This is a genomic window from Vibrio ruber DSM 16370 (genome assembly GCF_900163965.1).
Taxonomy (GTDB): domain Bacteria; phylum Pseudomonadota; class Gammaproteobacteria; order Enterobacterales; family Vibrionaceae; genus Vibrio; species Vibrio ruber.
Genome location: NZ_FULE01000034.1, coordinates 13,277 through 34,572, shown reverse-complemented (window position 1 = coordinate 34,572; position 21,296 = coordinate 13,277). Strand labels below are relative to the sequence as shown.

The window sequence follows — 21,296 nt, the reverse complement described above, 5'->3', positions numbered from 1 at the left end:
CCGGGAAGAAATTAATGATGAGCCCATTCAACGGAACTCAAATCAACGCCTTCCTTGTACATATCCCATAGAGGAGACATGTCGCGTAATTTATCTACAGCTACACGGATTTGCTCGACCGCGTAGTCTACCTCTTCTTCCGTCGTAAAACGACCAAATGAAAAACGAATTGAGCTATGAGCCAGTTCATCGTCCATACCCAGAGCACGTAACACATAAGACGGCTCCAAACTGGCAGAAGTACATGCACTACCAGACGAGACGGCAAGGTCTTTTAAAGACATCAACAACGACTCACCTTCAACGTATGCAAAACTAATGTTCAGGTTGTTCGGCAGACGCTGCTCAAGATCACCATTCACCGTAACGGCTTCCATTCCTTCAAGGCCTGCCAGCATCCGATCACGTAGCTTTTTGGCATGATCATAGTCTTGTTGCATTTCTTCTTTGGCGATTCGGCACGCTTCTCCCATACCGACAATTTGATGCGTAGGAAGTGTTCCTGAACGGAACCCGCGCTCATGTCCGCCACCATGCATTTGCGCTTCAAGACGAATGCGGGGTTTACGACGAACATACAGTGCACCAATCCCTTTCGGACCATAAATCTTGTGTCCGGATAAAGAAATCAGATCAACCTTCATCTGCTGGACGTCAATCGGTAGTTTTCCGGCTGACTGAGCCGCATCGACATGGAATACAATTTTATGCTCACGGCACAACTCACCAATAGCTTCAATATCCTGAATCACACCGATTTCATTATTGACATGCATAATTGAGACAAGCACGGTCTCATCACGCATTGCCGCTTTCAGTTTGTTGAGATCAATCAAGCCATTTGACTCTGGCTCAAGATATGTAACTTCAAAACCTTCGCGTTCAAGTTGACGGCAGGTATCCAGAACCGCTTTATGCTCCGTCTTACAGGTAATGACATGCTTGCCTTTCTTACCGTAAAAATGGGCCACACCTTTAATCGCAAGGTTATTAGACTCTGTCGCACCCGAAGTGAACACAATTTCTCTTGAATCAGCATTCAGCAACGCTGCGATCTGCTCACGCGCTGTATCAACAGCTTCTTCTGCCTGCCAGCCATAACGGTGAGAACGAGATGCCGGATTACCGTAAATGCCATCAACAGTCATGTACTGAACCATTTTTTCAGCAACACGATGATCAACCGGACAAGTCGCTGAATAATCAAAATAAATAGGCAGTTTCATTTTCTACTCCAATGTAAAACTAGCAATTATGACCGAGCATTCGCTCTAAGAGACACAGGTTCGGCTGACACCGAAAGCGGTTTCTGCTGCGAGCGTCCCTGATTGATTGCAAGGTCTACATTCTGTCGATCTGAAATTTCTATTACTTCGTTATCATTCATCAGATCGCCCAGTGTAATATTATTGAGAAAATCACTAATACGAGAACTTAAATCGCACCAAAGTGTATGTGTCAGACAACGGGTTCCGCTCTGACAGTCACCTTTCCCTGAACATTTGGTTGCATCGACGGATTCATCAACAGCACCGATGACATGTCCGACAGAAATCGCATAAGCTTCAGCTCCCAAACGGTAGCCGCCACCGGGACCCCGGACACTTGCAACCAATCCGGCTTTACGCAGTTTTGCAAATAACTGCTCCAGATAGGACAAAGAAATACCCTGACGCTCGGAAATATCAGCCAGCGGTACTGGATTTTGTTGCGAATGCAGAGCCACATCAAGCATGGCGGTTACTGCATATCTTCCTTTTGATGTTAATCTCATAATCACTTTTATCCACACCGTTTATGTGGATCGCAGTGTGTCATACCTGACTAAACAGGTCAAGTATTTAATTGACCTGTTTAGTCAGGTATTTAACCCTTCAATAAGGGTGGTTATTTTACGCGTCGTTCAACTGACGTCAAAATACCTCTTAAGATATTGATTTCCTGAGATTCCGGGCGAGCTCGACTAAATAAACGGCGTAATTTATTCATCACCAGATTCGGCTGTTCTTCGGCAATAAACTGGGTCTTGAACAACACTTTTTCCAGATGCTGATAGAATCGCTCCAGCTCATCATGGCGCGGATACGCAGGCTGCTCTTCTTGAGGAAAAACCTGCGATTGGCGCTCCAGATAGGCGACACGAATTTCATAGCAAAGTGTCTGAACTGCCATTGCCAGATTCAAAGAGCTATATTCAGGATTCGCCGGAATCGCGACATGATAATGGCACTTCTGTAATTCTTCATTTGTCAGGCCCGTTCTCTCACGCCCAAACACCAATGCAACAGCACCTTGCTCCCCTTCCTGAACGAAACGTTCACCGCACGCTCTCGGGGTCAACATAGGCCAGGAAAGCGTTCTCGAGCGAGCACTGCTGCCAACCACGAGTTGACAGTCTTCAACAGCGGTTTCGAGAGAATCAACAATCGTTGCATTTAACGCAATATCACTGGCACCGGCAGCCATTGCAATCGCCTGAGCATCAACCTCACATTGAGGATCAACCAAAACCATCTGGCTGAATCCCATCACTTTCATTGCCCGAGCCGCCGAACCGATATTACCTGAATGAGAAGTGCCGACGAGCACGATTTTCACTTGACTGAGCATGGGTGATTCTACTTTATTAATTATGGGATGATGTCATCATTGAATAGCTGTCGATGTTACCATAAACCAGATAAAAATGGTCAGGTTCTGAGTGAAATAATCCCCCTATAGAACATAATTTAATCACTTCCTTTTCTGAAGATCTCTGGTATACTTCAGCCCGCTTTTTTCGTTCTTTAACATCCGTTGGGAAACTCGTATGCATCCAATGCTTAATATTGCTATTCGTGCCGCACGAAAAGCTGGCAATCATATTGCTAAATCACTAGAAAATTCTGAAAAAATTCAGTCAACTCAAAAAGGTACGAACGATTTCGTCACTAATGTAGATCAAGAAGCTGAGTCTATGATTGTTGACGTAATCAAACATGCTTATCCGGAACATGTCATTATTGCTGAAGAAAATGGCGTGATTGAAGGAAAAGATCAAGACGTACAATGGATCATCGACCCACTGGATGGCACCACCAATTTTCTCAGAGGACTGCCGCACTTCTCCGTCTCTATCGCAGTACGCATCAAAGGTAAAACTGAAGTTGCCTGTGTTTACGATCCAATGCTCAATGAACTGTTTACCGCCCAGCGTGGCGCAGGAGCACAGTTAAACAACACCCGGATTCGCGTCAATGCGATCAAAGATCTACAAGGTACTGTTTTAGCAACAGGTTTTCCTTTTAAACAAAAACAGCACGCTGAATCTTACCTGAAAATTGTGTCTGCTCTCTTTACTGAATGTGCTGATTTCCGCAGAACCGGCTCAGCGGCACTGGATTTATGCTACGTTGCCGCAAATCGTGTCGATGGCTTCTTCGAACTCGGCCTGAAACCATGGGATATGGCAGCCGGTGAGCTTATCGCACGCGAAGCGGGCGCTATTGTCACTGACTTTGCCGGTGGAACAGACTATGTCAAATCGGGCAATATCGTGGCATCCAGTGCAAAGGGAACGAAAGCAATCCTGAAGCATATCCGCGAACAGGGTAATGATGCGATTCTGAAATAATCGCCAGAATACTCCGGACATAAAAAAACCGCTGATATCAGCGGTTTTTTTATTTTTAAGCGCGATTTACTTCTAATCATGCATGTTAAGGAAGCTCATCAAACTCCGCGCCTTCTTTCTCAACCTGTGGCTGAAGTAAGTGCTCACGTTTAATCCCTAGTTTGAGGGCCAGAGCAGAGGCAACATAGATTGAAGAGTAGGTCCCGACGGTGATACCCAGTAACAGTGCCAGTGCAAACCCGTGAATCATCGCACCACCCTCAACAAATAAAGCAATTACCACGAATAACGTCGTACCGGAAGTAATTAAAGTCCGGCTCAGCGTTTGTGTAATTGAATTATTCATGACTTCGTCCGATTCGCCTTTGCGCATTTTACGGAAATTCTCACGAATCCGGTCAAAGACCACGATGGTATCGTTGAGTGAGTAACCCACCACCGTCAGCAAGGCTGCAATAATGGTCAGATCGACTTCAATCTGTAAGAATGAGAACACACCCAGTGTAATCGTGACATCATGCGCCAAAGACAAAACGGCCCCGGCAGATAAACGCCATTCGAAACGCATTGAAACGTACATCAAGATACAGAGCAGCGAAATCAGGATTGCCATCCCTCCTGCTTCTGTCAGCTCATCCCCGACATTCGGTCCGACGAACTCGATTCGACGCATTTCAACGTGTTGACCCGTGCCCTTATTGATTGCACTGATGATCTGATTGCCTAACGCTTCACCCGCCATATTTTCACGCGGACGCAAACGAACCATGACATCTTTGGCCGAACCAAAGTTTTGGACTGTTGCATCACCAAAACCCTGTGTCTCAAGCGCATTTCGGACCTGTTCAAGATCAGCCGGCTGCTCAAAACTCACTTCAATCAGTGTCCCGCCGGTGAAATCAAGCCCCCAGTTAAATCCCTTGATAGAGATCGTCACAATCGACGCCACAATCAGTAGCGCGGAAAGGACGAAGGCAAACTTCGACCAACGCATAAAGTTGATCGCTTGCTTTGCTTTTAGAATTTGAAACATATCTATTCCCAGCTTTTAATCTGACGACGATTAGATCGACAATTTCTTAATCCGCTTGCCGCCATAAAGCAAGTTCACCACACAACGTGTTCCGATAATGGCAGTAAACATTGACGTCAGAATACCAATCGACAACGTCACAGCAAATCCTTTGATTGCCCCCGTTCCGACCGCAAACAAAATAATTGCGGTAATCAACGTCGTAATGTTCGCATCCGCAATGGTGCTGAATGCATTGGCATATCCCTGATGAATCGCCTGTTGCGGATTACGACCTTCAACCAGCTCCTCCCGGATCCGCTCAAAGATCAGCACGTTCGCATCCACCGCCATACCAACGGTCAAAACAATCCCCGCAATCCCCGGCAATGTCATGGTTGCCCCCGGAATCATCGACATTACGCCGACAATCAATACCAAGTTTGCAACCAGCGCCAAATTAGCAATCAAACCGAATTTACGGTAGTAAAGCGCGGTGAACAACATGACGGCAATCAGTCCCCAGACACATGCCTGAACACCCATATCGATATTCTGTTGTCCCATAGACGGACCAATCGTCCGCTCTTCAACAATAGAAATCGGCGCAATCAGCGCACCGGCACGGAGCAGCAAAGCCAGATTGTGTGCTTCTGCAGAAGAATCGATCCCCGTAATTCGGAAACTGCGACCTAAAGCTGACTGGATTGTCGCCTGGTTAATCACCTCTTCGTGCTTGGTCAAGATAACTTTGCCTTGCGGAGTCTTACGACCACTGTCTTTATACTCAGCAAAAACAGTTGCCATCAACTTACCGATATTCTTCTCGGAAAACGCAGCCATTTTGCTGCCACCTTCACTATCGAGAGAGATGTTCACCTGAGGCCGGCCGTATTCATCAGCACTCGAGCTTGCATCGGTAATACTGGCACCACTGAGAATCACCCGTTTTTTCAGCACAACCGGTCGACCTTGACGATCAAGTTTGACCTCTGTTCCCGGTGGCACTCGGCCAGCTGCAGCTGCAGCCAAATCGACACTGGTATCCACTTCGCGGAACTCCAATGTGGCCGTGGCACCTAAAATTTCTTTGGCACGGGCTGTATCCTGCACACCGGGCAGTTCAACCACAATCCGGTTGGCTCCCTGACGTTGAACTAGCGGTTCGGCAACCCCGAGTTCATTGACCCGGTTTCTCAGAATCGTAATGTTCTGCTCAACGGCGTAATTACGAATTTCTTGCAGACGCGCTTCGGTATATACCGCCGTCAAAACATAGCGGCCTTGTGTTTCTGCCGCAGAGAGAGTCATATCCCGATGTTTCGGCTGAAGAACATTGATGGCCTCATTCGCCTGTTCTTCGTTACGCAGCACGACTTCCAAACGCTTGTTGTCAGCGGTATGAACGGCACGATAACGAATCTTGGCTTCCCGAAGTTCGGTCCGGAAGGCATCTTCTTCCTGAGTCAGCAATTTATCCATGGCGGCATCCATATCCACTTCCATCAGGAAATGCACACCACCCCGTAAATCAAGCCCGAGCTTCATCGGCGTCGCACCAATAGACTCCAGCCAATGTGGTGTCAGCGGCGCAAGGTTTAATGCCACGATCATATTACGATCAAGGGCTTCCCGGATCGTATCCCGGGCACTGAGTTGAGTATCGGTATTATTAAATCGGACAAGAACAGAGCCGTTTTCTAAAGCAGCCGATTTATAAGAAAGATGCGCTTTATCAAGCGACTGGGTGATAGTATCCAGCGTAGCCATATCAACGGAGGCGCCTCGCGCCCCTGTTATCTGAACAGCTGGATCTTCACCGTAAATATTCGGAAGTGCATACAATGCAGAGATGGCGATAATAAACAGCACCATCAGATACTTCCATAATGGGTAACGGTTCAGCACAGCGAGGATCCTCTAGCTGTTATAGAGATTTAAGCGTACCTTTTGGCAACACCGCAGTAACGAAGTCCTTTTTGATTACAACAGGATTATTCGGGTTTAATTCGATTGTGATGAAATCATTGTCATCAGCAATTTTAGTAATTTTGCCAATCAAACCACCACTGGTTAATACTTCATCACCCTTGGTCATTGAAGACATCAAATTTTTATGCTCTTTGGCACGTTTGGCTTGTGGACGATAGATCATGAAATAGAAGATGACAGCAAACACAGCCAGCATGATCAGCATTTCATAACCATTACTTTGTGGTGCACCTTCGCCCGCCGCGTGGGCAACAGAAATTAAACTCATTGAGAAACATCCTCTCGGGTTATTGTTGTTAAATCATATTCATCTTATGTTGGGTTGCGCCATTGAAATTTCAACCACTTGGTGATTATCTGCCGGCGCAGTCCATTCAGGCTTTCGCCAGTGGCGGAACCGCACGCTCTCTGCGAGCGTAAAATTCCTCAACAAACACATCAAATCGATCCGCTTCAATCGCTTCACGAATACTTGCCATCAGTCTCTGATAATAGCGAAGATTATGGATCGTGTTCAAACGAGCACCCAAAATCTCATTGCAACGATCCAGATGATGTAAATAAGACTTCGAATAATGCTTACATGTATAGCAATCACAATGTGGATCTAATGGTGTCGTATCCGTTTTGTGCTTCGCGTTCCGAATTTTTATCACACCACCGGTCACAAACAAATGACCATTTCTGGCATTACGCGTCGGCATCACACAATCAAACATATCGATCCCGCGACGGACGCCTTCAACTAAATCCTCAGGTTTTCCGACCCCCATCAGGTAGCGAGGTTTATCTTCGGGTAACTGTGGACAAGTGTGCTCCAGAATACGATGCATATCTTCTTTCGGTTCACCGACCGCCAGACCGCCAACGGCATAGCCGTCAAAACCGATTTCTGTCAGGCCTGCGACAGAGACATCCCGTAAATCTTCATACACGCCGCCCTGCACGATACCGAACAGTGAATTAGGGTTTTCCAGTTGATCAAAATGCTCACGCGAGCGCTTCGCCCAGCGTAATGACATTTCCATCGACTGTTTTGCTTCCGTATGTGTCGCCGGATAAGGTGTACATTCGTCGAAGATCATCACGATGTCAGAGCCGAGATCGTTCTGAATTTCCATCGACTTTTCCGCATCCATAAAGATCTTTTCACCGTTAACCGGGTTACGGAAATGAACCCCTTCTTCGGTGATCTTACGGATATCCCCCAGACTAAAAACCTGAAAACCGCCGGAATCCGTCAGAATCGGCCCTTGCCAGTTCATGAAATCATGCAAATCACCGTGCATTTTCATCACTTCCTGCCCGGGACGCAGCCAGAGGTGGAAGGTATTACCCAGTAAGATTTCAGCACCGGTTTCTTTGACCTCTTCAGGGGTCATACCTTTTACCGTACCGTAAGTACCGACCGGCATAAATACAGGAGTCTGTACAGTCCCGCGTTCAAAAGTAATCTGCCCGCGCCGGGCATTTCCTTGCTTCTTTTTCAGTTCAAATTTTAACTTCACAATGCCTCCAAAGTGCCAGAGAAACAATCTGACGGTCTACGAGAAATTTTTTCTCCCGGATGTTGTTCACCAACACCCTTGATTCATACTTAAACAGCGCTTATGCGCTTTCATGCTTGCGCTTTTCAATGAACATCGCATCCCCATAACTGAAGAAGCGATATTTTTGCTCGACGGCATGACGATAAGCTGCCATCACATTGTCATAACCGGCAAAGGCACTGACCAACATGATGAGCGTCGATTCTGGTAAATGGAAATTGGTGATCAGGCAATCAACAATCTGATATTCATACCCCGGATAAATGAAGATATCAGTATCGCCAAAGAAAGGCGCCAACGTCTGGCCATTTTTCAACGCCTGATGTGCTGCACTCTCTAATGAACGAACCGATGTGGTACCGACGGCAATCACTCGTCCACCGCGTTGACGGGTTGCAGCAATCGCATCGACAACCGCCGGCGGAACTTCAACATATTCAGCGTGCATATGGTGATCATTGATATTTTCAACCCGTACCGGCTGGAATGTACCGGCACCGACATGGAGCGTAACATAAGCCATTTCGACACCTTTTGCCGCAATTTGTTCAAGCAAATCAGTATCAAAATGTAACCCTGCGGTCGGTGCAGCAACTGCACCCGGCTTTTGGTTATAGACGGTTTGATAACGCTCTCTATCCGCGTCTTCATCAGGCCGATCAATATAAGGCGGCAAAGGCATATGTCCGATTACGTTCAAGACATCCAAAACGGTGACCTCAGTCTCCAGACGAATCTCAAACAAGGCATCATGACGTGCAACCATCGTGGCAGAATACTCATCATGTTCTCCCAACAATAATGCACTGCCTTCGCGAGGTGCTTTTGAAGAACGAACGTGAGCCAAAATACGGTGCTCATCCAGAACTCGCTCAACCAGCACTTCAATCTTGCCGCCGGACGCCTTACGACCAAACATTCGCGCCGGGATAACTCGCGTGTTATTGAACACCAGCAGATCTCCCGGCTGCACCAAATTCAGTACATCGGTAAAGGTTCCATCGACAACGGCACCGGTCTCACCGTTCAGCTGCAACAGACGACTCGATGTCCGTTCTGCTTTCGGGTACCGGGCTATCAGCTCATCGGGTAAGTCAAAATGAAAATCGGAAACTTGCATAACTCTTTTCTGTCTAGTCATTCGCAGCGCGGTAGTATATACGGAAATCAGCAAGGACGGCAGCGTATTCCATAGATTCGGCCTAAATCAGGAATAATTTTTTCACCAAAGCCAGAAATCGGTCGCGATCTCTCATCTCTGTTCAGCAGAAATAACTATAGTCAGAGTATGCACCCTCTTGTATTCACAACAACCGATGATTGCCGCTTCAGTAAGGAGTTCGCTATGATCAAGATTGAAGACATGATGACTCGCCATCCACATACGCTTACCCCTGCCCATACCATAGAAGATGCCCGGGTATTTATGGAAAAGTATGAAATCCACCATATTCCGATTGTCGATCAACACCAGAAAATCCGTGGTATCGTTTCCCAGAGAGACATCTTACAGGCTCAGCATTCCTGCCTGAATCGTGATATTTCTCCTTCGACAATCTTACTCTCTCATCCGCTATCTGAAATCATGCATACCCAGATGATCACGGTTTCTCCTGATGCGGGACTGAAAGAAAGCGCCTTGTTTATGCAAAAGCATAAAGTCGGTTGCCTCCCGGTGATCGAACACGAACGTCTGGTCGGAATCATCACCGATAACGATTTTGTTGCGATTGCAATTAACCTGCTTGAGCTACAAGAGGAAACCGAACCGGATGAGTTCGAAGGCGAGGACATCGATACCCTTTAACACATCACGCCAGACACACTTAGTGAGTAACACAATCACCACCGCCCAAGGCGGTGGTTTAGGGATGACAAAAAAAGAGCAGCCGAAGCTGCTCTCTTTGCAATTCGGTGGGGTGAATTGCAAAGTAAAATGGCAAGATTAATTGCAAAAAGTCCGCGATATCAGAACTGATCTTCTTCAGTTGACCCGGTCAGTGCTGTCACAGAAGATTGCCCGCCCTGAATGGTATTGGTCACGCGGTCAAAATAACCGGTTCCGACTTCCTGCTGGTGTGCAACAAAGGTATACCCTCGCTCTGCGGCTGCAAACTCAGGCCGCTGAACTTTTTCAACGTAATGACGCATCCCTTCTCCCTGCGCATAGGCATGGGCTAAATCAAACATGTTGTACCACATGTTATGAATCCCCGCTAAGGTAATGAATTGATAGCGATATCCCATGTCCGCGAGTGATTGTTGGAAGTGACGAATCGTTTCCGCATCGAGATTTTTCTCCCAGTTGAAAGAAGGAGAACAGTTATAAGCTAAGAGCTGATCCGGATACTGCTCATGAATGGCCTCGGCAAACCGCCGAGCTTCTTCCAAATCAGGTTTGGCCGTTTCACACCAGACCAAATCCGCATAAGGCGCATAAGCCAGACCGCGAGAGATTGCCTGTTCGATCCCCGCTTTTACCCGATAGAACCCTTCCGCAGTTCGTTCTCCGATAATGAAGTCCTGATCATAAGGATCGCAATCCGAAGTCAACAAATCGGCAGCGTTGGCATCGGTTCGCGCAATCACCAGTGTCGTTGTCCCTGCAACGTCGGCAGCAAGCCGGGCGGCAATCAGTTTTTGCACGGCTTCCTGAGTGGGCACTAATACTTTCCCCCCCATGTGGCCACATTTTTTCACCGAGGCCAGTTGATCTTCAAAATGAACCCCGGCCGCACCGGCTTCAATCATATGTTTCATCAACTCATAAGCGTTAAGAACGCCGCCAAAGCCGGCCTCTGCATCAGCAACAATCGGCAGAAAATAGTCAATCCCACCTTCATCTTCAGGGGTGACGCCATTCGACCATTGGATTTGATCGGCACGACGGAATGCACTATTGATTCGTTTGACCACCGCCGGTACAGAATCGACCGGATAGAGGGATTGATCCGGATACATCGCAGAAGCTGTATTGTTATCCGCAGCGACTTGCCAGCCTGACAAATAAATAGCCTCAATCCCCGCTTTGGCTTGTTGAACCGCCTGTCCGCCGGTCAGTGCCCCCAGACAATTCACATAACCTTTTTTTGCCTGACCATTGACCAAAGACCAAAGCTTATCGGCTCCCCGCTGTGAAAGGGTATATTCCGGCATGACCGATCCCCGGAGTGCGACGACTTCTTCAGCGGTATAAGTCCGTTTCACATGTTGCCAGCGAGGATTGGTTGCCCAATCTTTTTCCAGCGCTTCAATTTGTTGACGACGAGTCAGAGTCATAGTCTTATCCCTCATGTTATCCGAATGATATCGGTAGTCCTTCTTCCTTTTCTTTATCATCCCGTCTTAAACAGTTGATATCGAAAAGCTTGTTTCACGTTTTGATTTATCTTATTTTTATCTCTCGCCACGGCTTGCTTTGCTGCCTTCAAGCCAGCGTCGAGTTACTCCCCACTCGGAACGCATTCCTCACGGTTTACGCCAGATAGTCGTATCCCGGCACCGTTAAAAATGCCGTTAACGCATCACTGGTCGTCAGACGTTTCATAAGTTGTGCCGCTTCACTGAAACGCCCTTGCTCAAACCGCTCTGCTCCGATTTCTTTGCGAACGGCTTCAACTTCTTCGGTGAGATAGCGTTCAAACAAAGCTTTTGTCACCACCTCTCCGTTATCCAATGTTTTTTGATGCTGAATCCATTGCCAGATAGACGTTCTGGAAATCTCCGCCGTCGCGGCATCTTCCATCAGACCATAAATCGGCACACAACCATTGCCGGAAATCCAAGCCTCAATGTACTGCAGCGCGACACGAATGTTATGTCGCATTCCCTGTTCGGTTCGCTCTCCCTCACAAGGTTGAAGTAACTGTTCGGCGGAGATCGGTGCGTCATGCTCACGCATGACGTCCAATTGATTGGGTTTACTGCCAAGTACCTCATCAAACACAGCCATGGCGGTATCCGCGAGGCCTGGGTGGGCAACCCAGGTTCCATCATGTCCGTTGGTTGCTTCCAGTCGCTTGTCCTGGTGAATTTTTTCCTGAACCTGACGATTCTGCGCTGCATCTTTTGCAGGAATGAAAGCAGCCATACCGCCCATCGCAAAAGCACCGCGTCGGTGACAAGTCCGAATCAGTAAGCGGGAATAAGCACTGAGAAAGGGTTTCTCCATCGTGACAACCTGACGATCAGGCAGCACGCGATCCGGATAATTTTTCAACGTTTTAATGTAGCTGAAAATATAATCCCACCGACCACAATTCAGACCGACAATATGTTCTTTCATCGCAAACAGAATTTCATCCATCTCAAACACTGCCGGTAGTGTTTCAATCAAAACGGTTGCTTTGATGGTGCCGGTATTAAGGCTGAAATAATCTTCAGTGAAATGAAAGACATCACTCCACCACTTGGCTTCCTGATGGCTTTGCAGCTTGGGAATATAGAAATAAGGGCCACTCCCTTTTTTCAGTAACGCTTGATAATTATTGAAAAAATAGAGCGCAAAATCGAATAAGGCACCGGGAATCGGCTGTTGATCAAAGGTGACATGCTTTTCCCGCAGGTGCAGACCGCGAACCCGGCATATTAACACCGCCGGATCATCACATAACTGATAAGACTTACCGCTTTCCGGTTGAACATAACTGATCGTGCCATTCACCGCATCCTGAAGATTAATCTGTCCTTCCAGCATCTTTGACCAAACCGGAGACATTGAATCTTCAAAGTCAGCCATAAACACTTTTACATTCGCATTCAATGCGTTAATTACCATTTTCCGCTCAGTCGGCCCGGTAATTTCAACCCGCCGATCCTGTAAATCTTGAGGAATTCCTAAAATTTTCCACTGTCCGTCGCGAATGGTCTGAGTTTCCGGTAAGAAGTGAGGCAGAGTCCCCTGATCAATGACTTTTTGGCGCTCGATACGACGTTGCAATAAGGTTGCAACATGAGGCGCAAAACGCGCACAAAGTTCGGCCAGAAAGAGCTGAGCTGCCGATGAGATAATATAAGACTGCGTTTCAGGCACACTGCCGAGAATGTTGAGTCGTTGCAGCACTTTTTGTTGCTCACAAGAGAGCGTTTGTTCATCAGCGAGTGGTTCCATCATTGCTTCCCTCTTCTTTTGATCCGATCATCCAATTACACATCAATTTCATTTGTAAATTTAAAACAACATCCAAATACCACTTAAATCCAATATTTTTACGTTGATGTTATTTACCATGTTCCAGAATGATCAATTTTTCAACTGTTCTCATACTAGACATAAGTCTTATTAAATCTAGATAAACTCTAGGAAATAAATAGATAAATGAAAAGACCGTTGCGCAGCAAAAAACAAAATTCGAAGTTTCATACTGTGAGAGAAATAAACCCGAAAAGTAATTTAATTTCGTAATTAAATTACCAAAATAAACCGTTATATAACCAAGTTATGGCAGGTTAGATTTTCAGGAGGGATAAGTGAGCCATTGATTTGACTCAAATTAATTAATCTTGTTATCCACAACGGCTTCACAGCCTTGTGTAAAATTGACATTGTGAATATTTTTGATTTTATGAAAGCTTCAATCGATAAGTACTGTAAAATTTTACAAAAAATCCCATTCAATCAATAGAAAACACCATGAAATAATGATTCCATGGTGTAAAAAACTGGTTAAGACTAACTGCTAAAGGAGTTCTGAAACGACTTCAGATAACTGATGAAAAACCTGACTACGTGAAGAGCTCGGGCGCCAGACCAAACCAATCAGACGAAATGCACTTTGGCCGGGCGGATCAACCACTACCAGATTTTGGTTATCCAGCAGACCGTGTTGAATCGCCATCTGCGGAATAAACGTTGTCCCCAACCCGTTCGCCACCATCTGCACCAGAGTGTGCAAGCTGGTTGCCATGAAAGGGTTAATCTTTTCTTTTTCCGTTAACTGGCAGGCCGACACAGCATGTTCTGTTAAACAATGCTCATTTTCTAACAGAAATACGGATTCATCGGGCAAATCATCATAACAAATCGGAACGGGAATCCGATCAGCCTGACTTTTACTGATAATCATGCGGAAGGGATCTTTACCGACAATCCGGCTTTCCATATTGCCGATATCAACCGGTAAAGCTAAAACCAGAACATCCAGTTCACCGTGACGCAACCCTTGCAGCAAATTGGTGGTGGTATCTTCGCGCAACAGTAAATGAAGCTTCGGGAAACGAATATTGACTTCTTGAACCAGATCGCCCAATAAGAACGGCGCAATCGTCGGAATACAGCCGACTCTGAGCTGGCCTTCCATGAGATCGCCCTGACAGAGTTTTCCCATTTCGATCAGGTCTTGCCCTTTTGCGAGCAATTCTCTGCCCTGATGAACCACCTGTTCTCCGGCATGTGTAAAGACTAACGGGCTCTTCTTGTCCTTCTTCTCATACAAAGGGCAACCGATGAGCTCTTCCAGTGTCTGAATGCCTTTACTCAATGTTGACTGACTGACAAAACAACGCTCGGCCGCTTCGCTGAAATGACGTGTTTCATACAGCGTTACCAAGTAATGAATTTGCTTTAAACTCGGCCATTTATTCATAAAATCATTAATATATGAGTGGAATCTGCATGAACATCAGCATATCCTAGTTCATCGTTTTTTTCGATAAACTTAATCTATTTATTTCGCTTTTTCCTATACTAGGATTTGTCTATAGTTGATCCGACACAAACATGGACCGGGCCGTTTTTTAACAGTCTGGAATTTTTCATATTATTAGGAGCAAAAAAAATGGTACTAGTTGGTCGTAAAGCCCCTGATTTTACTGCTGCTGCTGTTTTAGGTAACGGTGAAATTGTTGATGCATTCAACTTTGCAGAATTTACCAAAGGTAAAAAAGCTGTTGTTTTCTTCTATCCACTAGACTTTACATTCGTTTGCCCATCAGAGTTGATCGCATTCGACAAGCGCTTTGAAGATTTTCAAGCGAAAGGCGTTGAAGTGATCGGTGTCTCAATCGACTCTCAATTCTCACACAACGCATGGCGTAATACACCGGTAGACAAAGGCGGTATCGGTGAAGTGAAATATCCACTTGTTGCTGATGTCAAACACGAAATCGTCAAAGCATACGATGTTGAGCATCCAGAAGCTGGTGTTGCTTTCCGTGGTTCTTTCCTGATTGATGAAGAAGGCGTTGTTCGTCACCAAGTCATCAATGATCTGCCTCTGGGCCGTAACATTGATGAAATGCTGCGTATGGTTGACGCGCTGAACTTCCACCAGAAACACGGTGAAGTTTGTCCTGCACAGTGGGAAGAAGGTAAAGCCGGTATGAAAGAATCACCTGACGGTGTTGCCGCTTACCTGTCTGAGCACACAGCAGATCTAGATAAAAGATAATACAGACTAACCAGTTCTCAACACTGGTCAATGGTTGGATAATAAATAAAGAATGACTTACCCCAATCATGAAAAAGTAAAGTCGATATACAAAACCGGAGCCTTGCTCCGGTTTTTTTATGTGTCAGGATCGGTTTTTAACACATCATCGAGAGACTGATCGCCCAGATGGCGGACATCTTTGCCTTTCACAAAGTAGATAATGTATTCACAAATATTCTGGCAACGATCCCCGACGCGTTCAATCGCACGGGCAGACCACATCACTTGCAGAATATGCGGAATATTTTTGGTATCTTCCATCATATAGGTCATCAACTGGCGAATGACCGCTTCGTATTCTGAATCGAGCCGATCATCGAGTTTGTGAACCTGGGCCGCAGCCTCAACATCCATCCGGGCAAATGCATCCAACACTTGGTGTAGCATAGCGATAGCTTGGCGACATAAAGGTTCCAGAGACACCTGAAACCGGCGCTCTTTTGAAGCCGGACTCTCAATCGCAACGTGGGCCATTCTGGTCGCGACGTCACCAATCCGCTCCAAATCCGTAATGGTCTTGATAATGGCAATAATCAGGCGCAAATCTTTTGCGGTTGGCTGCCTCTTCGCAATAATCCGGGTACAGGCATCATCAATCGCAACCTCCATTGCATTAACCTTGTGATCATCGCGGATCACCTGACGAGCCAGTTCCAGATCTTGCTTATGCAATGCTTGCATGGCATAAGATAATTGCTGCTCGACTAATCCGCCCATTGTCAGGACATGTGTCCGGATCGCTTCAAGCTCAGCGTTGAACTGCCCGGATATGTGGCGACCAAACTGCATAATGCCTCTCTTCAATTGTATCGTCTAATGACAAACGGTTATCCGTAACGCCCGGTAATATAGTCTTCAGTCTGTTTTTTCACTGGCGATGTAAAAATGGTATCCGTATCTGCATATTCAACCAGCTTACCCATGTGAATGAAGGCCGTGTGATCACTGACGCGTGCGGCCTGTTGCATGTTGTGCGTGACGATTACCACCGTATATTTGGTCTTAAGATCATTGATCAGCTCTTCGATCGTCAGCGTTGAAATCGGGTCAAGCGCCGATGTCGGTTCATCCAATAACAGAATTTCCGGTTCGATCGCAATCGCCCGGGCAATCACCAGACGCTGTTGCTGACCGCCCGACAAACCAAATGCATTTTCATGTAAACGATGCTTCACTTCTTCCCACAGTGCTGCTGCCCGTAATGAGCGCTCAACCGCATCATCCAGTGTCCGGGCATTGCGCACACCTTGCAAGCGCAACCCATAAATCACATTCTCATAAATTGATTTCGGAAACGGGTTCGGACGCTGAAACACCATACCGACGCGTCGGCGCAGGGTGGCAACATCGACCGATGGCGCATAAATATCCTGACCATGCAATGTAACTTTTCCTTCAACCCGACACCCTTCAACCAAATCATTCATCCGGTTCATACAACGCAATAACGTTGACTTACCACATCCGGAAGGGCCAATAAAAGCCGTCACTTGCCCTTTGGGAATCCGCATTGAAATATGACTGAGTGCAAGAGTCCCCTGATAAAACAGGCTGAGATCATCAATCTCAATCGCAGTCTGTTGATCGCTGAGATGATTGACATCAATGGTTGGCTGGAACCCCAGCGTATGATTCAAAGGTAACATGATTAATCCTGTCCCATTGTTCTGTATTTCTCCCGCAGATTATTCCGGATACCAATCGCTGTCAGATTCAGTGCAACAATCACGGCAACCAGTAAGAATGAGGTCGCGAATACCAGCGGCCGTGCAGCCTCGATATTACTGGTCTGAAAGCCGACATCATAAATGTGGAATCCCAGATGCATAAATTTTCGTTCCAAGTGGATAAATGGAAACTCATTATCGACCGGAAGACGAGATGCCATTTTCACCACCCCGACCAACATTAACGGAGCCACTTCCCCGGCAGCTCTGGCAACAGCCAGAATCAACCCGGTGATCATTGCCGGCGTTGCCATCGGCAAAACCACCCGCCAGATGGTTTCAAATTGGGTGGCTCCCAGCGCCAACGACCCATGACGAACAGAGAGTGGAATTCGGCTTAACCCTTCTTCTGTCGCGACAATCACAACCGGTAATGTGAGCACAGCTAACGTCAAGGCTGACCACAGTAGTCCGGGGGTACCAAACGTCGGCGCAGGCAAACGCTCGGCATAAAACAACGAATCAATGGTGCCACCAATGGTATAGACAAAAAAACCGAGTCCGAACACACCATAAACAATGGAAGGTACACCAGCCAAATTCATCACCGCGACACGGATCAGATGGGTTAATGTATTTTCACCGGCATACTCATGTAAATAGATCGCAGCCACCACACCAAGCGGCATCACGATAACAGACATGATAATCACCAGTAAAATAGTGCCAAAAATCGCAGGGAATACTCCACCTTCCGAATTCGATTCTCTGGGATCATCAGCGACGAAATGCCACACCTGTTTACCCCAGTGAGCGATTTTTTCCGGCAAGGACATATCGTTGGGATACCAGATATGCAAGATCTGACTCACCGGTATGCGAATGGTATCTCCCCGCATATCGACCACCAGCAAAGCTTGTTGTCTGAGCTGCTCACGCAACGCATCCAAAGTCTGAGAAACCGCAGTTAACTTCTGCTCGAGTGCTGATTTTTGCTGATCATATTGTGTCAGATAAGCAGCATCGAGCTGATGGTTCAGTTCACGCTTGCGTTTCTCTAAACGCAGTTTTTCCAGCTGCTGATTCCACACCTGCACTTTGTCACGCATCAGGGTTTGAATCTGTTGGTGAACCTGTTCAGATTCAACCAATCCGGCTTGCAGGGCTATATCAGTATTATCCGCCACCACACCATCCGCGAGCTGATAACCAACTGGCTTGCCAAAAAACTGCCCGTCCCGGGTTCGATCAATCACAGCCCAGCCTCGTGGCACAGAGGGTTCAGAGAGCTGACTCTTGAGAACTGATACAAAATCTGACGGATAAATATCGCGGTTCGCGATCTTAATATGCAAACGAGTAATCGAGTCCCCTTCTTTGACAGTCTTACCGTTCTTGAGCGAGGACAAATGGGAGGCCAGCACTTCATCTTGATCATAAAGTTGACCAATCAGACGCTCACCTGACGATGTCTGCCATGATAATAAAGGGGTCGGCCAGAAATAAGTTAACCCTTTCCAGCCAATCAGCAGCAATAGCCCTAATACAGCGAGTAAACTGAAACTCACCGCCCCGCCTGTCAGCCATATCCACGGAGAGCCGGACTTTATCCAATTCACCATTTAATCTTGTCCTAACATCACAATGCCCGATACTTTTCTCGCAGGCGCAATCGAATCCACTCCGCCAACGCATTGACTAAAAACGTAAAGATAAACAACAGCAGTGCCCCTAAAAACAACAACCGATACTGACTACTACCGACTTCTGCTTCCGGTAATTCCACTGCAATGGTCGCGGCAAGCGTGCGCATTCCTTCAAAAATATTCCAGTCCATAATCGGCGTGTTGCCGGTAGCCATCAGCACGATCATGGTTTCACCAACCGCGCGTCCCAGCCCCATCATAATCGCAGAAAAAATGCCCGGGCTTGCAGTCAGTAACACAACATGCGTCAGGGTTTGCCAAGGGGTTGCCCCCAATGCCAGCGAACCATCGGAAAGGTGCTTCGGCACAGAGAAAATCGCATCTTCAGCGATGGTAAAAATCGTCGGAATCACCGCAAACCCCATCGCAATCCCAACCACTAACGCATTGCGTTGATTAAAGTCGATGCCGTATTGCGCCAGAAAGACCCGGATATCCCCATCAAACAGCCAGGTCTCAAGGTTAAAACCGACCGGCAGCATCAGCGCCATCACACCGGCCAATACCGGTACTAAAATCGCAGCGTGCCAGCCACGCTGTACCGTTCTGCGCCAGCGATCCGGTGAAAAATGCCATATCAGACCGAATACAATCGTCGATAACGGCAATAGAATGATCATGACTACCGCAGCGACCAGATGCTGCTCTAAAATTGGAGCCAGCCACAGCCCCGCCAGAAAGCCGATGATCACGGTTGGTAATGCTTCCATCAGTTCAATGGTCGGCTTCACCTTACGTCGCATCCGGGCAGACATAAAATAAGCGGTATAAATCGCCGCTAAAATTGCCATCGGCACAGCAAAAATCATTGCATACAGTGCAGCTTTAATGGTGCCGAAAACAATAGGCACCAAACTAAACTTCGGCTCGAAACTATCCGACGCGGATGTGGATTGCCAGACATAGTCCGGTTGCGGATAATTTTCGTACCATAATTTCTGCCACAACGCAGAGAATGAGATCTCCGGATATCCGAGATCAACATGAGCCAGATTCAGTTGCCCTTGACGGTATGCGACCAGATATTTTTCATTTTCAGACAAAGCCACCCGCTCCGGAGACTGCTCAAACATCTTTTGCGCCAAAACCAGCTTATGATTCGTCGCCTGATAATTACGCACCTGTCCTGTGTGATGAAATGAGAAAAACCCCTGATGATAAGCATCCGTAACAATAAAACTCGTCTGCTCACCGGTGTTGAATGCACGAATCGGCGTGAACTGTCTTTTTTGATCCCGAATGACATCAAACCATTGGGTAACAACCCCTTGTTGATCACGCACTAATAATGAGTCACCACCGGGCAATAAAACCATTTGGACGATCGTTCGGTGGGTATCACCTCGGGTCAGATCAACCACCTCTCTGACCTGATATGTCTGACCATTACGGGTTGCAATGACAAGATGCCCACCTTCGCGGACATACAGCATCTGACCATCGGGGGACAATAATAACGCGTCAGCCGCAATCGGCTCAGGAAAATGAAAGGCATTCACTTGCGCTGAATGCCGGGACCATGACAAAACCGTGAGTGTGTCGTTTTGAGCGGCAAATGCGATCGTTACGGCCTGTGCTGATACAGCAAACGTCAATCGACGGACATGCTCCGGAATATCGGCACGCAGTGATGAAGGCAGTTTGAGTTGTTCAAAATTCGGGATGAAAACCTTCTCGCCACCACGAAGCCGGTAAGTAAATTGAGGCCGGCCAATCACCAGTTGTTTATCAGCACCGAGTGCCGCAAACCAATGCCCGACCACAGCACTCTGCTTGGGCACGAAATCAATTTGTTGCTGCCAAAGCGGTGACTGTGCTGTTTTTTGTGTCGACCAGAACGTCATTTTCCCGAGATGATCCAGCATAAAAACATGTTGACCATATTCATCAACAGTAAGTTGGAGCGGGCTCTGGCCGGAAGCAGAAACACTTGGATGAATAGAAGATGTCTTGATTTCAGCACCGAAAAACAGCGGAAAAGCCACCCAAATCAGATACACGAAGATTAGGATCAAAGCCCCAAGCACACTGACACCACCAGCACTAACGGTAAAACGAATCAGTCGATCTTTAACAAGACGCTGTTTATCCGCTGCTTTGAGAGAAAACTGAGGGTATGACATGTTTGTCCTAATGAATCTGACCTATATATACCAATGACATAGACAGAGAATATATCCGCCTTCCGACCTGTGACAGACTCACAAGGCACCGAGCTTCGCTATCTCCGACCCATAAGCATATGTCAATGACGTGACATTTATATTACAACAAGCGCTAACCACCTGAAATAACAAGTGACATACAAGCCCGATTTTATGATTGA

18 protein-coding genes are annotated in these 21,296 nt (G+C 46.9%); 3 read left to right on the top strand and 15 right to left on the bottom strand.

From position 1 onward, the window contains the following. Positions 1 to 11: 11 nt before the first annotated feature. The 3 genes from VR7878_RS13035 to trmJ all read right to left on the bottom strand — a co-directional run bounded on the left by VR7878_RS13035 (position 12) and on the right by trmJ (position 2,610). Positions 12 to 1,226 (bottom strand): IscS subfamily cysteine desulfurase, encoded by a 1,215-nt coding sequence (locus tag VR7878_RS13035; protein WP_077336530.1) that lies wholly within the window; start codon positions 1,224 to 1,226, stop codon positions 12 to 14. A gap of 26 nt (positions 1,227 to 1,252) precedes the next feature. Continuing rightward, positions 1,253 to 1,774: a Fe-S cluster assembly transcriptional regulator IscR gene (iscR, locus tag VR7878_RS13030; RefSeq protein WP_077336529.1), complete on the bottom strand. Its 522-nt coding sequence runs from the start codon at positions 1,772 to 1,774 to the stop codon at positions 1,253 to 1,255. 113 nt (positions 1,775 to 1,887) lie between these two features. Next, positions 1,888 to 2,610, bottom strand: a complete 723-nt coding sequence (gene trmJ, locus VR7878_RS13025; RefSeq protein ID WP_077336528.1) for a tRNA (cytosine(32)/uridine(32)-2'-O)-methyltransferase TrmJ — start codon at positions 2,608 to 2,610, stop codon at positions 1,888 to 1,890. A gap of 199 nt (positions 2,611 to 2,809) precedes the next feature. Between trmJ and suhB the strand changes: the two genes are divergently transcribed. Continuing rightward, the gene (gene suhB, locus VR7878_RS13020; RefSeq protein ID WP_077336527.1) at positions 2,810 to 3,613 is read left to right on the top strand and encodes an inositol-1-monophosphatase; all 804 of its coding nucleotides are present in this window, start codon (positions 2,810 to 2,812) and stop codon (positions 3,611 to 3,613) included. Between the two features lie 85 nt (positions 3,614 to 3,698). Here the strand turns inward: suhB and secF are convergent, their stop codons facing one another. The 5 genes from secF to queA all read right to left on the bottom strand — a co-directional run bounded on the left by secF (position 3,699) and on the right by queA (position 9,287). Beyond that, entirely contained in the window at positions 3,699 to 4,646 is a 948-nt protein-coding gene (gene secF, locus VR7878_RS13015; RefSeq protein ID WP_077336526.1) for a protein translocase subunit SecF, read from the bottom strand. 30 nt (positions 4,647 to 4,676) lie between these two features. Continuing rightward, positions 4,677 to 6,533, bottom strand: a complete 1,857-nt coding sequence (gene secD, locus VR7878_RS13010; RefSeq protein ID WP_077336525.1) for a protein translocase subunit SecD — start codon at positions 6,531 to 6,533, stop codon at positions 4,677 to 4,679. A gap of 19 nt (positions 6,534 to 6,552) precedes the next feature. After that, the gene (gene yajC, locus VR7878_RS13005) at positions 6,553 to 6,885 is read right to left on the bottom strand and encodes a preprotein translocase subunit YajC (RefSeq protein ID WP_077336524.1); all 333 of its coding nucleotides are present in this window, start codon (positions 6,883 to 6,885) and stop codon (positions 6,553 to 6,555) included. A gap of 106 nt (positions 6,886 to 6,991) precedes the next feature. Further along, positions 6,992 to 8,125 carry a tRNA guanosine(34) transglycosylase Tgt gene (gene tgt / locus VR7878_RS13000; RefSeq protein WP_077336523.1) on the bottom strand — a complete coding sequence of 378 codons (1,134 nt, stop codon included), beginning with the start codon at positions 8,123 to 8,125 and terminating at the stop codon, positions 6,992 to 6,994. A gap of 100 nt (positions 8,126 to 8,225) precedes the next feature. Beyond that, a complete protein-coding gene (gene queA / locus VR7878_RS12995; RefSeq protein ID WP_077336522.1) occupies positions 8,226 to 9,287 on the bottom strand; it encodes a tRNA preQ1(34) S-adenosylmethionine ribosyltransferase-isomerase QueA in 1,062 nt (353 codons plus the stop codon). 225 nt (positions 9,288 to 9,512) lie between these two features. On the opposite strand from queA, the gene VR7878_RS12990 reads away from it, so the two are divergent. Continuing rightward, a complete protein-coding gene (locus VR7878_RS12990; RefSeq protein ID WP_077336521.1) occupies positions 9,513 to 9,974 on the top strand; it encodes a CBS domain-containing protein in 462 nt (153 codons plus the stop codon). A gap of 161 nt (positions 9,975 to 10,135) precedes the next feature. Here the strand turns inward: VR7878_RS12990 and aceA are convergent, their stop codons facing one another. The 3 genes from aceA to VR7878_RS12975 form a co-directional block, all read right to left on the bottom strand. Further along, positions 10,136 to 11,446 carry an isocitrate lyase gene (aceA, locus tag VR7878_RS12985; RefSeq protein ID WP_077336520.1) on the bottom strand — a complete coding sequence of 437 codons (1,311 nt, stop codon included), beginning with the start codon at positions 11,444 to 11,446 and terminating at the stop codon, positions 10,136 to 10,138. A gap of 196 nt (positions 11,447 to 11,642) precedes the next feature. Further along, positions 11,643 to 13,280, bottom strand: coding sequence for a malate synthase A (aceB, locus tag VR7878_RS12980; protein ID WP_370737088.1), 1,638 nt, complete (start codon positions 13,278 to 13,280; stop codon positions 11,643 to 11,645). 565 nt (positions 13,281 to 13,845) lie between these two features. Beyond that, complete coding sequence (locus VR7878_RS12975) at positions 13,846 to 14,751, bottom strand: hydrogen peroxide-inducible genes activator (RefSeq protein ID WP_077336518.1); 906 nt, start codon at positions 14,749 to 14,751, stop codon at positions 13,846 to 13,848. A gap of 192 nt (positions 14,752 to 14,943) precedes the next feature. Here VR7878_RS12975 and VR7878_RS12970 point away from each other — a divergent pair, with 192 nt between their 5' ends. After that, on the top strand, positions 14,944 to 15,555 hold the full coding sequence (locus tag VR7878_RS12970) for a peroxiredoxin C (RefSeq protein WP_077336517.1): 612 nt from the start codon (positions 14,944 to 14,946) through the stop codon (positions 15,553 to 15,555). A gap of 117 nt (positions 15,556 to 15,672) precedes the next feature. Here the strand turns inward: VR7878_RS12970 and phoU are convergent, their stop codons facing one another. From phoU to VR7878_RS12950, 4 genes are read right to left on the bottom strand one after another with little or no spacing between them, the layout of a single operon-like run. Beyond that, complete coding sequence (gene phoU, locus VR7878_RS12965) at positions 15,673 to 16,386, bottom strand: phosphate signaling complex protein PhoU (protein ID WP_077336516.1); 714 nt, start codon at positions 16,384 to 16,386, stop codon at positions 15,673 to 15,675. Between the two features lie 38 nt (positions 16,387 to 16,424). Further along, on the bottom strand, positions 16,425 to 17,243 hold the full coding sequence (gene pstB / locus VR7878_RS12960) for a phosphate ABC transporter ATP-binding protein PstB (protein WP_077336515.1): 819 nt from the start codon (positions 17,241 to 17,243) through the stop codon (positions 16,425 to 16,427). Between the two features lie 2 nt (positions 17,244 to 17,245). Beyond that, positions 17,246 to 18,886, bottom strand: coding sequence for a phosphate ABC transporter permease PstA (pstA, locus tag VR7878_RS12955; protein ID WP_077336514.1), 1,641 nt, complete (start codon positions 18,884 to 18,886; stop codon positions 17,246 to 17,248). Positions 18,887 to 18,903: 17 nt separating this feature from the next. Continuing rightward, complete coding sequence (locus tag VR7878_RS12950; protein ID WP_077336513.1) at positions 18,904 to 21,093, bottom strand: ABC transporter permease subunit; 2,190 nt, start codon at positions 21,091 to 21,093, stop codon at positions 18,904 to 18,906. Positions 21,094 to 21,296 lie beyond the last annotated feature (203 nt).

Bases quoted from the DNA above. Each gene is read 5' to 3' on its own strand.
- secF (WP_077336526.1), bottom strand. From the start codon at position 4,646: ATGTTTCAAATTCTAAAAGCAAAGCAAGCGATCAACTTTATGCGTTGG.
- VR7878_RS12970 (WP_077336517.1), top strand. From the start codon at position 14,944: ATGGTACTAGTTGGTCGTAAAGCCCCTGATTTTACTGCTGCTGCTGTT.
- queA (WP_077336522.1), bottom strand. From the start codon at position 9,287: ATGCAAGTTTCCGATTTTCATTTTGACTTACCCGATGAGCTGATAGCC.
- iscR (WP_077336529.1), bottom strand. From the start codon at position 1,774: ATGAGATTAACATCAAAAGGAAGATATGCAGTAACCGCCATGCTTGAT.
- pstA (WP_077336514.1), bottom strand. From the start codon at position 18,886: ATGGTGAATTGGATAAAGTCCGGCTCTCCGTGGATATGGCTGACAGGC.
- aceA (WP_077336520.1), bottom strand. From the start codon at position 11,446: ATGACTCTGACTCGTCGTCAACAAATTGAAGCGCTGGAAAAAGATTGG.
- VR7878_RS13035 (WP_077336530.1), bottom strand. From the start codon at position 1,226: ATGAAACTGCCTATTTATTTTGATTATTCAGCGACTTGTCCGGTTGAT.
- VR7878_RS12990 (WP_077336521.1), top strand. From the start codon at position 9,513: ATGATCAAGATTGAAGACATGATGACTCGCCATCCACATACGCTTACC.
- phoU (WP_077336516.1), bottom strand. From the start codon at position 16,386: ATGCAGTTTGGTCGCCACATATCCGGGCAGTTCAACGCTGAGCTTGAA.
- pstB (WP_077336515.1), bottom strand. From the start codon at position 17,243: ATGTTACCTTTGAATCATACGCTGGGGTTCCAGCCAACCATTGATGTC.
- VR7878_RS12950 (WP_077336513.1), bottom strand. From the start codon at position 21,093: ATGTCATACCCTCAGTTTTCTCTCAAAGCAGCGGATAAACAGCGTCTT.
- suhB (WP_077336527.1), top strand. From the start codon at position 2,810: ATGCATCCAATGCTTAATATTGCTATTCGTGCCGCACGAAAAGCTGGC.
- VR7878_RS12975 (WP_077336518.1), bottom strand. From the start codon at position 14,751: ATGAATAAATGGCCGAGTTTAAAGCAAATTCATTACTTGGTAACGCTG.
- aceB (WP_370737088.1), bottom strand. From the start codon at position 13,280: ATGATGGAACCACTCGCTGATGAACAAACGCTCTCTTGTGAGCAACAA.
- yajC (WP_077336524.1), bottom strand. From the start codon at position 6,885: ATGAGTTTAATTTCTGTTGCCCACGCGGCGGGCGAAGGTGCACCACAA.
- trmJ (WP_077336528.1), bottom strand. From the start codon at position 2,610: ATGCTCAGTCAAGTGAAAATCGTGCTCGTCGGCACTTCTCATTCAGGT.